The 13,642-nt window shown below is 62.6% G+C and carries 17 protein-coding genes; 9 read left to right on the plus strand and 8 right to left on the minus strand.

The genetic code is table 11. From position 1 onward, the window contains the following. Positions 1–192 precede the first annotated feature (192 nt). Positions 193–1,128, minus strand: coding sequence for a patatin-like phospholipase family protein (locus ACMT3I_RS08090; RefSeq protein WP_414803956.1), 936 nt, complete (start codon positions 1,126–1,128; stop codon positions 193–195). Positions 1,129–1,473: 345 nt separating this feature from the next. On the opposite strand from ACMT3I_RS08090, the gene ACMT3I_RS08095 reads away from it, so the two are divergent. Next, the gene (locus ACMT3I_RS08095) at positions 1,474–1,947 is read left to right on the plus strand and encodes a DUF1990 family protein (RefSeq protein WP_414803957.1); all 474 of its coding nucleotides are present in this window, start codon (positions 1,474–1,476) and stop codon (positions 1,945–1,947) included. A 136-nt stretch (positions 1,948–2,083) separates the two neighbouring features. On the opposite strand, the gene ACMT3I_RS08100 is transcribed toward ACMT3I_RS08095, so the two are convergent. The 4 genes from ACMT3I_RS08100 to ACMT3I_RS08115 all read right to left on the minus strand — a co-directional run bounded on the left by ACMT3I_RS08100 (position 2,084) and on the right by ACMT3I_RS08115 (position 5,010). Beyond that, on the minus strand, positions 2,084–2,404 hold the full coding sequence (locus ACMT3I_RS08100) for a nucleotide pyrophosphohydrolase (protein ID WP_414803958.1): 321 nt from the start codon (positions 2,402–2,404) through the stop codon (positions 2,084–2,086). Positions 2,405–2,456: 52 nt separating this feature from the next. Then, positions 2,457–3,230, minus strand: a complete 774-nt coding sequence (locus ACMT3I_RS08105; RefSeq protein ID WP_414803959.1) for a PspA/IM30 family protein — start codon at positions 3,228–3,230, stop codon at positions 2,457–2,459. After that, positions 3,227–3,844: a hypothetical protein gene (locus tag ACMT3I_RS08110; RefSeq protein WP_414803960.1), complete on the minus strand. Its 618-nt coding sequence runs from the start codon at positions 3,842–3,844 to the stop codon at positions 3,227–3,229. Before ACMT3I_RS08110 ends, ACMT3I_RS08105 begins: the two co-directional genes overlap by 4 nt. A 227-nt stretch (positions 3,845–4,071) precedes the next feature. Continuing rightward, positions 4,072–5,010 carry a patatin-like phospholipase family protein gene (locus tag ACMT3I_RS08115; protein ID WP_414803961.1) on the minus strand — a complete coding sequence of 313 codons (939 nt, stop codon included), beginning with the start codon at positions 5,008–5,010 and terminating at the stop codon, positions 4,072–4,074. Positions 5,011–5,763: 753 nt separating this feature from the next. Between ACMT3I_RS08115 and ACMT3I_RS08120 the strand changes: the two genes are divergently transcribed. The 5 genes from ACMT3I_RS08120 to pdxY all read left to right on the plus strand — a co-directional run bounded on the left by ACMT3I_RS08120 (position 5,764) and on the right by pdxY (position 8,924). Continuing rightward, positions 5,764–6,150 (plus strand): hypothetical protein, encoded by a 387-nt coding sequence (locus ACMT3I_RS08120; protein WP_414803962.1) that lies wholly within the window; start codon positions 5,764–5,766, stop codon positions 6,148–6,150. A gap of 152 nt (positions 6,151–6,302) precedes the next feature. Beyond that, positions 6,303–6,836, plus strand: coding sequence for a hypothetical protein (locus ACMT3I_RS08125; protein ID WP_414803963.1), 534 nt, complete (start codon positions 6,303–6,305; stop codon positions 6,834–6,836). A 131-nt stretch (positions 6,837–6,967) separates the two neighbouring features. After that, on the plus strand, positions 6,968–7,435 hold the full coding sequence (locus tag ACMT3I_RS08130; protein ID WP_414803964.1) for a VOC family protein: 468 nt from the start codon (positions 6,968–6,970) through the stop codon (positions 7,433–7,435). Between the two features lie 127 nt (positions 7,436–7,562). Beyond that, a complete protein-coding gene (locus ACMT3I_RS08135) occupies positions 7,563–7,916 on the plus strand; it encodes an iron chaperone (RefSeq protein WP_414803965.1) in 354 nt (117 codons plus the stop codon). Between the two features lie 156 nt (positions 7,917–8,072). Then, complete coding sequence (gene pdxY / locus ACMT3I_RS08140) at positions 8,073–8,924, plus strand: pyridoxal kinase PdxY (RefSeq protein ID WP_414803966.1); 852 nt, start codon at positions 8,073–8,075, stop codon at positions 8,922–8,924. A 278-nt stretch (positions 8,925–9,202) separates the two neighbouring features. On the opposite strand, the gene ACMT3I_RS08145 is transcribed toward pdxY, so the two are convergent. After that, positions 9,203–10,048, minus strand: coding sequence for a CPBP family intramembrane glutamic endopeptidase (locus ACMT3I_RS08145; RefSeq protein ID WP_414803967.1), 846 nt, complete (start codon positions 10,046–10,048; stop codon positions 9,203–9,205). 201 nt (positions 10,049–10,249) lie between these two features. Continuing rightward, positions 10,250–10,906, minus strand: a complete 657-nt coding sequence (locus tag ACMT3I_RS08150; protein ID WP_414803968.1) for a histidine phosphatase family protein — start codon at positions 10,904–10,906, stop codon at positions 10,250–10,252. Between the two features lie 195 nt (positions 10,907–11,101). On the opposite strand from ACMT3I_RS08150, the gene ACMT3I_RS08155 reads away from it, so the two are divergent. From ACMT3I_RS08155 to ACMT3I_RS08165, 3 genes are all read left to right on the plus strand, one after another. Next, the gene (locus tag ACMT3I_RS08155; protein WP_414803969.1) at positions 11,102–11,686 is read left to right on the plus strand and encodes a TetR/AcrR family transcriptional regulator; all 585 of its coding nucleotides are present in this window, start codon (positions 11,102–11,104) and stop codon (positions 11,684–11,686) included. 79 nt (positions 11,687–11,765) lie between these two features. Next, entirely contained in the window at positions 11,766–12,437 is a 672-nt protein-coding gene (locus tag ACMT3I_RS08160) for a type 1 glutamine amidotransferase domain-containing protein (RefSeq protein WP_414803970.1), read from the plus strand. Continuing rightward, entirely contained in the window at positions 12,434–12,739 is a 306-nt protein-coding gene (locus ACMT3I_RS08165) for a DUF1330 domain-containing protein (protein ID WP_414803971.1), read from the plus strand. The genes ACMT3I_RS08160 and ACMT3I_RS08165 overlap by 4 nt, the downstream gene beginning before the upstream one ends. Positions 12,740–12,864: 125 nt before the next feature. On the opposite strand, the gene ACMT3I_RS08170 is transcribed toward ACMT3I_RS08165, so the two are convergent. After that, a complete protein-coding gene (locus ACMT3I_RS08170; RefSeq protein WP_414803972.1) occupies positions 12,865–13,596 on the minus strand; it encodes a TetR/AcrR family transcriptional regulator in 732 nt (243 codons plus the stop codon). Positions 13,597–13,642 lie beyond the last annotated feature (46 nt).

The following is a 13,642-nucleotide window of genomic DNA, read 5'->3' on the forward strand; positions in this document are numbered from 1 at the left end:
GGGCAGCGCGGGGAGTGCGGCGAGGTCGGCACCGAGCGCCAACTCGACAAATGCCACCATCGAGAGCCTGGCTAGTCGAGAAGACATGAACATCCATCGTCAGACGGGAGAGCGGATGCTGGCGCAGCGCCCGCGCCCCACCCTAGAGGAGGCGACAGGCCCGCGTCAGGACCGTCACGGGCACCGCTGCCGTCAGCTCCAGAACTGGGCGAGATGGTCGACAAGCCCTCTGCCTTGGTCGTATCCAGCTCGCGCTGCGGGTGGGCGCAGCGACAGATCCATGGCATTGGCGCCAAAGAAATATTCCGCGTCGCTCTCCGGGAAGATCAGTTCGACCCTGCTGCCGCCTGCACGAAGCGTCTCGACCTGTGCCGCAAGATTCATGCCCCAGTCCGGCGGAGTGAGCGATTGACCGCCGAAGGGTGACAACACCAGCACCCGCTCGTATCCGGTTGCCAGATCGGCATTCTCGGCGCTCGAGCGGTAGCCACCGTCAATGTACCGGTTGTCGCCGATGCTGTAGGCAGGTCCGCTAGAGCAGCTGGCGGCCACCGCGTCCACCAAATCGATCCCGCTGTGACGGTCGAACACGACTGGTTCACCTGTCTGGGCATCGACTGCCGTGATGAGCATGCGCCGTTGCGGCCAGAGCTGACTGGGAAGCCGCTCTCCCACAATGGCGCGCCATCTTTCGGAGTTGTCCGAGATCGCGGCCATCTCAAGCGCCGCCGCACCGAATCTACGGCGCATATCGGCAGCATTCGCAGACGCAGCGATCATTCGCCTCGATCGCTCCAAGTGGTCGGTCACCGCCGCGATAGCACCGCCTCCCCCGCCGGAACGGACCGGGCTCGTCCGTTGCGGGATCACAGCGGATAGGGTGCCGGCGAAAAGTTCGGTCGGGGTCGCGCCCGCGAGCTGGGCCGCGGCGGTGGATCCGGCCGACGTCCCGACAACGAGGTCGGCCGCAGTCACGTCCATTCCTGCATCGCACAGACCGGCGATGACGCCGATCAGCCATGCGTTGCCTGTCGACCCGCCACCGCCGAGCACCAACGCAGTGCGGGAGGGATGCTCCGGGAGGCCGTTGGAGGTGGTTTCAGGGTTGTGCTGAACTGAAGAATTCATAGTCGTAGCTTTCTGAGAGTGCGTGCTGCGCTCCCCGCGACGGCTATGTCAGTCGCGCGATCGTGAACTCAAAGGAGCGCCCAGAGTGGACAATGTGTGCATCGGGCTCACCTCCTCGAATCGTGTCACGTTCGCCTCGATGGTACTCCTGAATATGGGACGGGAATTCAGCAACGCGCCGAGGGTCGGGCTCCGCGGATGGGTCCTCCGGGAGCGTGTCGCACTCGAGCGCTCGACGTGCGCTGCGGGTAGTCTGACCGACGGACGTGCCTTGCCTCACGGGCGTTTGCCAGGGCGGAGAACCGCGCAGCACGCCGACCATCATTGAGGAAGGCGATCAGAGGTATGACCCATCCAGAGCTTGAAAGCTGGCCGCCGAGCGAACGCAAGTACCGCCGCTCAGCGGTGTCCGCGGTCGTGGGAGCTGGAGACACCACATGGGAGCGCGTTGCCCACGACGTACTCCGGTGGCGGGTGAAGACGGCCAGCGGGTTTGCGGTGAACTCAACTGGTCCAGTGTCGCGTGGTGACCGCGTGGACGTCACCGCCCAGCTGCTCGGAACGACCATCATCGAACCGGTGGAAGTCGTCTCCGTCGTTGAGCAGCCGAATCGAGTGGGGTTCGCGTACCGCACGCTGCCAGGGCATCCCGTTAGCGGTGAAGAGGCATTTGTCGTTCACCGCCTCGGCGATGAGATTCACCTCACTGTTCGTTCATTGACTCGGGCCGCGCCACAGCAGCCCTGGCGTGTTCTCTACCCGCTGCTGCGAATCGCGCAGCACGTCGTGCGAAAGCGATACCTGCGCGCGCTCCGTTGATTTAGCCTCGCGCTCCCGCAGGAATTACGAGTGGCGCGGCAGGAACAGCGTTACGTACGCCGGTTAGCTGATGTTGCGATTGTCGCGCGGCGCCCAATCATCGACGGCTTCTCGCATGAAGTCCAACCGCCTTATCTCAGAGGGCGTCATACTTCGCGCTGCTCCCCCGTGCCTTCTCGACCGGATACTTCTGACGCGTCACGGCGAGTTTGTCGAGGATGATCTGGTTCGGGTCGGCCCCGATTCGGTCTGCAAGCATGAGGCAGTAGGTGAGCACGTCAGCGAGTTCTTCTCGCACACGCGCATCGTTGGCGTCAGCGTTCCATTGGAAGCACTCAAGTAACTCGCCGGCTTCGATGGCGATGCTCTTCGCGAGGTTCTCGGGTGAGTGAAATTGCGCCCAGTCGCGCTCGGCAACGAAGGCTGCAATCTCAGCGCTGACTGACAAGTTATTCATTCGGTCAACGTATCAGCGCTGGGATCGAAGCTCGCGGGCGAGCGCCCTGCCACTAGGGCGTCGGCGGCGCCTGCCCGATGCTGAGCCATCCGTCGGGGGCGTGCACATTCATGCCGGAGCTGCGGCTTTCGTCAGCCTTCTTCATCGCGTTGAGCTGGCGTTCGATGTCGGCTCGTGACGCGAGCTCGGCCAGCTGGCGCTCGATGTCGGCGTCCGGTGCCCCGGTCAGATCCTGCAGGGCACCGCTCGAGAGCAATTCGTCTGTCGCCTGCGCGCGAGCCTGCATCTGGGCGACGCGATCGCGCGCGCGATCGAGACTGGCGCCGACATCGTACATGTTGGCGCCAATGCCCGCAACCGATTCATTCGCCCGCACCTGCGCCTCGGATGCGCTGTACGTCGCCTTCATCGTCTCCTTCTCAATGCGGAACGCGGCGATCTGCTCTGCCAGACGACGCTCCCGCTCTTGCAGCTGAGACGTCTGCTTCTGCAGCGAGGCGTGCTGCTCCTGCAGCTTCGTCACCTGGCTTTCGAGCGCGGCGCGGCGTTGGAGGGCAGCGCGCGCGAGGTCTTCGCGCCCCTGCGCCATCGCTTCAGCTGCCTGCTCACCGAGACGGCGGTGGCGCGCACCCATCTCCTCGCCCTGCAATTCAATGCGCTTCTTTGCCGTTGCAACCTCGGCGACAGCCAGGCGTACCTGGTGCAGCAGCTTCACCTGCTGCTCGTAGCTGTCGTCGAGGGCATCGCGTGGGTCCTCCATCCGAGTGAGCGCCTTGGATGTCTTGGTGCGAAAGATAGTGCGCATCCGTTGGGTGTTGTCACTCATGACTGGACTCCTTTGGGCTGGGGCTTGGTTGGTAGGTATTGAGTGGCGGCGTTTTCGACGCGGTCGTAACGGTTAAGGTTTGCCAGTTCCACCAGTCCCGCGTGCAACGAAGCCACCTCCAGGTCGACCTCGGCATGGAGGGCCGAGAGCGCGTCTCCGGTTGGGTCGCCGAGACCGGCAGAGACGGATGCCCTCAGCTCGCGGATCATGTCGGAAATCTGGTCGACCGACAGGCTCGCTGCAGCAAGCGCATCGGCCAGCGCGGCGGAATCCGTCTCGCTCTCCATTAGGCGCAACTGCGCCCGAAGAATTGCCGCTTCGTCCTCGATGCGCCGGAACAGCCGGGGAAGGTCGCCACGACGTCCATCGCTGCGAACGGCGAGGTCGATGGCAGCCCGTCCGCTGTCGAGGGCCTGATCGAGTTGCAATTGCAGCGCGAGCACCTTGCGGCGCAAACCCCAGCTGAGCTGCGCACGACTCTTCAAAACTGCACTGTTCACCGCACGACTGCGCCGGACACGGCGATACAACGCCCGCACGATCAGGAACACAGCGGCCCACGAGATGACCGCGAATGCCAGGAGCGAAAGCAGAACCCAGATCAGGGCGTCCATAGCCGACGCCTCCCGTTTCGAGTCGAATGCTTCGAGTCCATGAAAATGCACCTCCGTGATTCTCCGCCGCAGCCTCACTACTGCAAACGCGATATATCTCAACCTACGCGTGCGGGAGCGTAACCGAAAGAGGTTTCACCGGATCCCCAGATAGACAGTGCTCCCTTCATCCTGCTGGCCCCGTCGCTGTCGTTGTCGCCGATGAGAACGGTTGGGTTCTGTCAGCGTCAGCGCCAAAATTCAGTGAGCTGCGCGGCCCGATCTCTGCCCTGGTCATAACCAGCGCGGGCAGCAGGCGGACGCAACGACAGATCCATCGCATTGGTGCCAAACAAGTTCTCGGAGTCGCTATCCGGACAGATCGTTTCGACTCTGCTGCCGCCTGCGCGGAGCTCGTCGACTTGTGTTGCCAGGCCCATCCCCCACTTCAACGGATGCCGTGACCTGCCGCCGAATGGCGACAGCACCAGCGCCAGCACTCGTGCGGATCCGCCTGCCAGATCGGCATTTTCGTTTCGCCGGTATCCGCCGTCGATGTATCGGTTGTCACCGATTCTGTACGCGAAGCCACTCGCACAGCTCGCGGCCACCGCGTCCACCAAATCCACCCCGCTGTGACGGTCGAATACGACCGGTTCACCGGTATCGGCATTTACCGCCGTGATGAGCAGCCGCCGCTCAGGCCAAAACTGATGAGGCAGCCGAGCGGCGACGGTCGCGCGCCACTGCGCCGACCGAGGGGACGCCGCATCCGTTTCGAGTGCCCACGCACCCATCCGGCGACGCATGTCGGCGGCATCAACGGCGGCAGCGATGATCGCGCCCGTTGTCTCAAGCTGGTTGCCGACCGACCGAATCGGCGCAGGGCCACGAGCGGATCCGCCCGCTCCAGCTAGTGGCGCAGTTGCAGCGGCGAGGATGTCGGCGAGCAGGTGGGCCGGGGTCGTACTGGTTATTTGCGCAGCGGCCGTCGATCCGGCCGACGTTCCGATGAGTAGATCGGCCGCGGTCGCATCCAGGCCGGCCTCACACAGACCGGCAATCACGCCGATGAGCCAGGCATTGCCCGTCGATCCGCCACCGCCCAGCACCAGTGCTGTGCGGGCCCGGGGTTCCGAGGCGTCGTGAGAGGTCGTTTCCAACGAGGTCTGAGTTGATTGATTCATAGTCGTAGCTTTCTGAGAGTGCGTGTGGCGCTCCCTCGCGACGGCTATGTCAGTCGCGTGATCGTGAACTCGAAGGAGCGCCCAGAGTGGACAGTGTGTGCATCGGGCTCACCTCCTCGAATCGTGTCACGTTCACTGATGAATTTACCGGTTCGGGTTGCGTCTGCCAACCTCCGAGTCCGGACGGATCTGCCCAAATCTGACCCCGAAAACTGCCGCCCGAACAGTTGTTTGATGCCACGATGGGTACCTTCAGAGCATCAACGCGGGCCGGTCATCACCCGGCCACGGGAGTTGCTTCAAAAACAGGCGTCACCCTCTGGGAAGCGGGGGCGGGATTCAAGAGCCCTCCGGAGAGTTGATCGTCAGGAGACGAGGCGAAGGACCATGGGTGAGAGGCGACTAATGAAGACATTGGACGATGGAAAATTGCAATCAACTCGGCTTCCTCCAGCACGCAAAAAGCGACGCAATGTTCACGTCCTGATAATCGCCGTCTTGCTAGCAACAGCCAGCCCGACGCTCATTCCTCTTGCACGTGGTGCTCAGGGACCAGTGTCGTTGTCGCCACCACGGTCCCAATTTCACCGCAAGCACGCCATCCCGTGCGACTCAGGCCGCTCAACAACGAAGCGTTTGCAGTCGTTGTGAGCCGATGGCAAGGAAATGTGGCAGCAAACCTGCCTCGTGCTGCTACGCCCGGGGACGCGTCGATCCAATCCGGAAGGTTCACCACTTCGGGAGCATCGGATATTGGCTAACAGGGGAACACGCCACAAGGAACCAACGGGTTTCAGCAAATCAGTCAGACACCTGTTCTGGACTGTGCCGCTAGCGCTTCTGATCGGATATCCGCTCTGGTTTGCGGCCCGGCTGGGATGGTGCGGTTACGGTGGCTGCTGGGGAACGGACGCAAATTCTCAGCAGGTCGAGTATGCCTCTGGAGTCATTCTGGCGAGTCTGTGCGCGCTGCTCGTGTTCGCCGCGATCATGGTCCCACCATGGTTCCGCCCGTGGTGGGCGCGACTGATCATGGCGGTCGTGGTTGCGGTTGTAGTCTCGTACATCTTCGGGTGGGGGCGCGCGCCGTCGGTAGTCCCCTTCCTGCCCACGATTCCGTTCGGCGGCGTCCAGTTCTGACTGCGCGCAGATCTTGCGGGAGTCCGCGACACTAACAGGCTCGAGAGAGCTCAGCTTGCGCAAGATCGCCGCCTTCATCAATTTCTACCTGGCCGCTGATCTGGGTGCAGCGAAGCCTGAGTGGCGTAATCCGGTACTAGTAAGTTCAGACCATGAGCTCCAGGGGAATTCGGCAGGCAAGTGCGGTTGTCATAACAATGTGGCTGGCGACCACGATGGCCGGATGCGTAGCAACGCCGCCGCCCGAGACCGCGGCCGCTGCCCCAACGCCAACGGCGACTGCCACCAACACGCTGGCGCCTGAGCCGGAGGAGGAAGTCCAGCCCATCACCTGCGACACTGCATTCACTGCTGAACGCATGGAAATGATCCTCGATGACGGTCTGACCTTTCGCGGTGCAGGGTCGACCGGAGACATCGATGAGTTCGTCGGAGCTGACGGCTTGCGATGCCAGTGGACCAGGCCGGGCACCGATGCCGTGGTCAGATATGCAAACTGGGAGCGGGATGCGACGGCATGGGAAGCACTGAAAACACAACTCTTGACTGAGGGCTACGTCGAGACGGAGCCCTCATCTATCAGCCGCGAGACGCCGGACCTCGATGGCTCCTACAGTTTCCGAGACGGCGTCGTGCACTATGTGCGCCCATGGAACTTCATCGGCTGGGCAACAGCACTGCAATAAGCGCCCCCGATATCGCGACAACGGCACCGGGCTTCAGTAAAACCGCGATGGGGCACCGGTGTGCCCTCGCCAGCGCCGCTGCATCCGCGTAGCGTGGACGCACCGCAACAGTGCGAACGAGGAGGTTTCCCATGGCCGAGCTCTCACCCATCCAACCGTGTCTGTGGTTTGACGATCAGGCCCGCGAGGCGATGGAATACTACGTCGACGTGTTCCCGAATTCCCGAATCCTGTCGATCGACGAGTATCCCAACGAGTCGCTCGATGAGCATTTCGTCGGCATGACCGGCAAGGTGCTGAACGGCCAGTTCCGTCTGAACGGTGTGGACTTCGTCTGCCTCGACGGCGGGCCGGACTTCACCTTCAGCGAATCCATCTCATTCGTCGTGTCCTGCAAAGACCAGGAAGAAATCGACCACTACTGGTCACGGCTCTCACACGTGCCCGAGTCGGAGCAGTGCGGGTGGTGCAAGGACCGGTTCGGCCTCAGCTGGCAGATCATCCCCGCGAACATGGGCGAGTTGATGCGTCGCCCGGAGCAGATCCAGGTGATGATGCAGCAAAAGAAGATAGTGATCGCCGAGCTCGAGAACGCGTGATCGGCGCCAACCCAGCCAGCGCCCACCTTCAGCATCCACGATGCCGGGGTCGCGCACTTCATTGTCGAGGTCGATCCCGGCGAGCGCTGGGCTGTTGCGGCTCAGGCTGCGGTGGCAAGGTATAGCCATGGGTACCATCGATGACTACCTCTCCTCACTCGACCCGGCCGATCGTGACGTGATCGCCCGGCTCTATGCGATCGCCTGGGAGGAGGTGCCCAGCGCCGAGCAGGGAAAGGGCTACGGGATGCCGGCGCTCGTGCACAACGGCAAGCCGCTGCTGTCGGTGATGCGGGCGAAGAAACACATCGGCGTATACCCGTTCAGTCCCGAGTCGGTGGCGGCTATCGCCGATGATTTAGCGAGTCATCCCGGAATCGGACTGGACAAAGGGACGATCCGTTTCCAGCCCGAGCATCCACTGCCGGATGACGCCGTCCGTCGTCTCGTCGCCGCCCGGAAGGCGCAAATCGAGCTCTGAGGTGCGGTTCGACGAGAATACTGAGGTTCTTCGAGAACATCCAGAAAGCTTCATGAAGACCGCGCGGTTCCGTTACAAGCATCCGCTCCTCTGATTCACCCATATACCGGCGCTCCTCGGCGGCACTGACCCTCCGACAGTAGGAAGATTGATGTCGTGAAGATTCTCTCAATTCAGTCCGCCGTCGCTTACGGCCACGTTGGCAACTCGGCGGCCGTGTTCCCCCTCCAGCGCATCGGAGTCGAGGTGCTGCCGGTCAACACGGTGAACTTCTCCAACCACACGGGGTATGGCGCGTGGCGCGGATCCCTCATCGCCCCCGAGGATGTGCACGATGTGATCCTCGGTATCGAGGAACGTGGCGTGCTCCCCCAGATCGACGTGGTGCTCTCGGGATACCAGGGCGGCACCGGAATCGGCGACGTCATCGTGGATGCCGTGCGGCGGGTGAAAGCGGCGAACCCCTCGGCCATCTACGCGTGTGACCCCGTGATGGGCAACGCGAAGTCCGGGTGCTTCGTGGCGCCAGAGATCCCACACCTGCTGCGGGATCGCGTGGTTCCCGTGGCCGACATCATCACTCCGAACCAGTTCGAGCTGGGATTCCTCACCGGAACCGAGCCAACGACGCTCGACTCGACACTCGAATCCGTCGATCTCGCCAGGGCCATGGGACCTGGCACCGTTCTCGTAACGAGTGTGGAGCGCCCCGACCGCGAGGATGGCACCATCGAGATGCTCGCAGTGGATGCTGCGGGAGCGTGGATCGTGCAGACTCCCCATCTGCCTTTCAAAGCAAATGGATCGGGTGACGTCACCGCGGCGCTCTTCTCGGCGCACTACCGCGCGACAGGTGACGCCGCTGCGGCGCTGGAACGCACAGCATCCAGCGTGTTCGACCTCATCGAACTAACGCATCAATCGGGTGAGCGAGAACTGCAGCTCGTGCAGGCTCAGGACTTCTATGCCCATCCGCGCATGCAGTTCACCGCCCAGCGCGTGCGCTGAGACATCGATCTCAGCGCGGGTTCCTCCAGCTTTCGTTAACTCCTCGGCAAAGCATCACGATGGCCATTTCTTGCAGCGAACCGGGCCGCGAGGGCGATGTCAAGGCGGAAACCATTGGGAGCCACATCGCGCTCCCGGCCTGCTCAAGAATGATCATGTGTGGCAGGTGAATTGCTGCGGTAACGACGGACGAGGTCAACAAGCTCCGACCGTGGCGGCTACGACACCGCGGCGATAGGGGCTTGTCAATTGGTGCCAGGCTCGCGCCGAAGCGCTTCCTATCCTTCGGATATCCGCGCGGAATCGACCAGCCCTGAACGATTTCGATGACCGGCACGACTCTCGGTAATGATGAACACAACCAACAGCACCACCCCAACGAGGATCAAGACGATGTTGCCGAGCTGGGCGAACGACGAGAGGGAGCCCGTCGCGGGGTAGGTGCCCTGCATGAAGATGCTGGGATCCGTGCTTGCGTGCAGAAGGATCGGCGCGATGATCGTTCCGGTCACCCGCAGGGCGAGGTACATGCAGAAGCCGAAGAAGAATGTGTAAAGCATCTGCAGCAACGTCGACACGAACGGCTGGCCGGTGAAGAAGTTGAATCCATGCAGCAGGGCGAACAGCCCCGCAGAGACCAGACCGACCGCGATTTCGGACTTGCCGGACGAACGCATGATCCGCACGACATAGCCGCGGGTCAGCACTTCCTCCGAGAAACCGATGAACAAGCCCGCGAGGAGCCATGCGGCAACCCAGTCGAAACCCGCAGCGGAGTAGTCGATGCTGGCGAATCGCAGCACGTTGAACAGCAGCACGACCGCGATGGCGATCCACATCCAGCCGCCTCCGCGGATCGATTGCCTGGCGAACAGGCTTCGTAGCCAACGGAGGCTCGCACCGAAGCCGACCAGAATGATGCAGCCGATCAGAACCGGGATCGCGATGAGAACTAGAACATAGCTGGCTGATCCCGCATCGCCGATGAAAGGCACGAAGGGCGCCATCAGTAGAGAAGCCGGCTCATAGAGCGCGAGGTAGCCGACCGTAAGGATCAGCGCCTTCCACCACCGCCCGTTCTCCCAGAAACGTGCCCATCCCGAACGTCTATCGGTGCTTTCCATCGCGAATTCCCCTTCAGATATCACTTAGTCAATTATCAGGCTCGGTGAACCACAAAATCGAATCCCGCCTCAACGGAAGTCGCCGTCGGAGGACCCGAGCGGTGACGTGATCAGGAAGCCATTCGGCGCTGACCGCGAACGCAACACCGTTCACCGCTCAGCGCGTGCGCTAAGAAATCAGACCTCAGCTTCGGTTGCGCCTTAGGACTCTGAGGGCACCTTGGGCAATTCGGGTCCGTAGTTCCACGACAAGATGGCCGGCTGCTCGCGGTAGTAGCTGAGCACGGAGACCGACCCAGCATCCAACGTGATTTGAGCACCGAATCGAGGGGCCAACCTGAGGTACACGGCTGTCAAAATGCGCAGGAAATGGCCGTGTGCGATCAGGGCGACATCGCCGTGCTCCAACACGGGCAGCACACGCGTGAGCACCCTCGATGCGCGGGCGGCAACCTCCTCGACCGTCTCACCAGGCGTGTCACCACGAATCACGCCGTGGGTGAATGCGCTCCAGTTATAGCCAAGCTCGCTGCGGATGTCACGTGTCGTGCGCCCCTCGTATCCGCCGTAGTCCCACTCAACGAGAAACGGATCAACCTCGGCATGAAGACCCGCGAGCTCGGAGGTGCGTCGCGCACGCTGCAACGGCGAGGTCAGCACGAGCGAGAAATCGTAACCGGCCACTAACCGGCCCGCGCCGCGGGCGAGTTCCTCTCCCCTGGCCGTGAGCGGAATATCCGTGAGCCCGGTATGTTTGCCACTCTTCGACCACTCTGTCTCCCCGTGACGCAAGAGAATCAGCTTTCCTGACGGGTTATCCGGAGCGGGGTGGTTGGGCAGCGGATCGTTTGTGAGCATACGGCAACAGTAGTATTGCGCCCCGGTTCTGATGAAAGTTCCTGATCATCGAAACGGTTCACAGCCAGGCGTGTGATTGTCCGATGCCAGCGCCCTTCAGGCTTGCAATGGATGCTCAGGCGTCGCGTGCCGCGGCAGTCAACCGATAAACATTCGGAAGTAGACGACCGGTCTAGTACCTGTTAGGTTTTTGGGATGCCCACTGAAACCGACAGCCGCCGAAGCATCCTCGATGCGGGGCAGCGCACGATTGCCCGCAAGGGCTGGGCCGCTGTCGGCCTCACCGAGATTCTCACAGTCGCTGGCGTACCGAAAGGCTCGTTCTACTACTATTTCGGCTCCAAAGACGCATTCGGCGAGGCAATGCTCCAGGAGTACTTCACCGAATATTTCGCCGAGATGGACGAGATCTTCGGGCAAGCCGACCTCGATGCACGCACTCGTCTGATGCAGTACTGGGAGAACTGGCGTGCAACGCAGGGTCTCAGCGACTGCGAGGGCAAATGCCTGGCAGTCAAGCTCGGCGCCGAGGTCGCCGACCTGTCCGAAACACTCCGCGTCGCCCTCAAGAATGGCACGACCGGTATTACTGATCGCATTCAGTCAATGATCGATTTGGGCCTCACTGACGGTTCGCTGTCGATTGACTCCGCCCCCGACGTCGCCGCGCAAACGCTGTACGATCTCTGGCTCGGTGCCAGCGTCATGTGCAAGATCCAGAGGGACATCACCCCGATGGACAACGCTTTGACACTGACCGAATATTTGCTCCACCACTAAAAGCTTCCTCGGGGCCCACCGGCACCCTGAGGTTCGTACCACCAACTAGTCGACCGGTCTACTAAGGAGTTTTCACACAATGAAGGTTCTCATGGTCCTCACCTCCCACGACGAGCTCGGTGACACCGGCAAGAAGACCGGGTTCTGGCTCGAAGAGTTCGCAGCCCCCTACTACCGCTTCGTCGAAGCCGGCGCCGACATCACCATCGCCTCGCCACAGGGTGGCCAGCCTCCCCTTGACCCGACGAGCAACGAGCCGGCAAACCAGACTGATGCAACCCACCGTTTTGAAGCCGACACCGAGGCCCAGCAGGCGCTAGCGACAACGGTTCGTCTCGACTCGGTCGACGTCGCGGACTTCGACACCGTCTTCTACCCCGGCGGACACGGTCCCCTCTGGGACCTCGCCGAAGACCAGGACTCCATCACCCTGATCGAGACGTCCATCCGCACCGGCAAGCCCATTGCCCTCGTCTGCCACGCTCCCGGTGCCCTCCGTCATACCCGCAATGAGGACGGCACTCCTCTCGTCGCCGGCCGTAAGGTGACCGGCTTCACCAACTCCGAAGAGGAAGCCGTTCAGCTCACCGATATCGTCCCATTCCTGGTCGAGGACGAGCTCACCAAGCTCGGCGGCGACTGGGAATCGTACGTCGTCGAGGACGGCCTGCTGATCACCGGTCAGAACCCGGCATCATCCGCTGCTGCCGCCGACGCTCTGCTGGCGAAGTTCGCGGCGCTGAGCGCGTGAGTGCCTACGTCGTCATGCTCCGAGAGCGGGTCACTGACCCTGCGGAATTTGACGTGTACGCCGCTGCCGCTCGTCCCTCGAGAGCCGGACATCCCCTCACTCCGGTGATCGGGTACGGCGAAATCACAACGCTCGAGGGTGAGCCTCTGGACGGGATTGTCGTCAACGAGTTCCCCACAGTGGCGGATGCGCTCGCCTGGTACAACAGCCCGGCGTACCAGGCCGCACTCCCGCACCGACAAGCAGCAGCCGACTACCGAGTGCTGATCGTCGAAGGCGTCGACGCGCCCACGGGCCGCTGACGGATGCCCGGCACCTTCGGGTGCCGGGTGCCCGCCGGCCCGAATTTCGGGGGCGGTGAGCGGATCGCCTTTTTCGCTTATTGCATTGTGAGACTCTGGTTAGCCCACGAGTTGCTCCCTCTCCCTCACCGTGCCGCAACCAGTGCGGAGATGCCTGCGAGTATTCGCTCGATGCCGAACGAAAGAGCGTCGTCCTGGGCACCCTCCTGCGCGGCCTCTGCGAACGCAGCCGCCGTGTGGGGGTAGTCCTGGGCACGGGCAGCGAGGATCGGGGCGAGACCCGCGGCGAGAGCCTCTTCCGGTGCCGCCGTTGCTGCGAGCTGCCGCACGAGCGACATGACGTGCCCCACGAGCAGGGCCAGCAGATCGAGCTTCTCGCTTCCGCGAAGTTTGAGCGGCGACATCGCTCCCAGCCCGGCCTCGAACCACGCGAGCTCTCTGGGCCCTGGAGTGTGCGGGCGTTGGGCGAGTTCGACACTCCACGGGTGCGACAGCACACGGCTGTGCATACCGTGGGTCCACGCCGTCAGCACGGCACGCCAGTCTTCGCCCCGCGGTTCCTCAGGCTCGCCGAGAACCCGGTCGAGGATGACCGCATCGAGTTCGGCGCGACCGGGGACGTATCGGTAGAGCGCCATCTTGGTGGTACCGAGACGATCCGCGACGTGTTGCATCGTGACGGCGTCGAGTCGCTCGTCATCGGCGATGGTGATCGCCACCTCGGCGATGGCATCGAGTGAGAACTTCGGCTTGGGCCCGCGCCTCCCCTGCGCCGGCTGCGCCCAGAGGAATTCGGATGTCTCGTCGCCGAGGCCGACGAGGCTCTCTGCCTCGTCGTCGTGCACCGAGCTGGTCATGTGGATCCTCCAGTCAAACAATTGCGTCCATCGTACGCTAATGTTA

The sequence above is a fragment of the Leifsonia sp. A12D58 genome (assembly GCF_047530025.1).
Lineage (GTDB): Bacteria > Actinomycetota > Actinomycetes > Actinomycetales > Microbacteriaceae > Cryobacterium.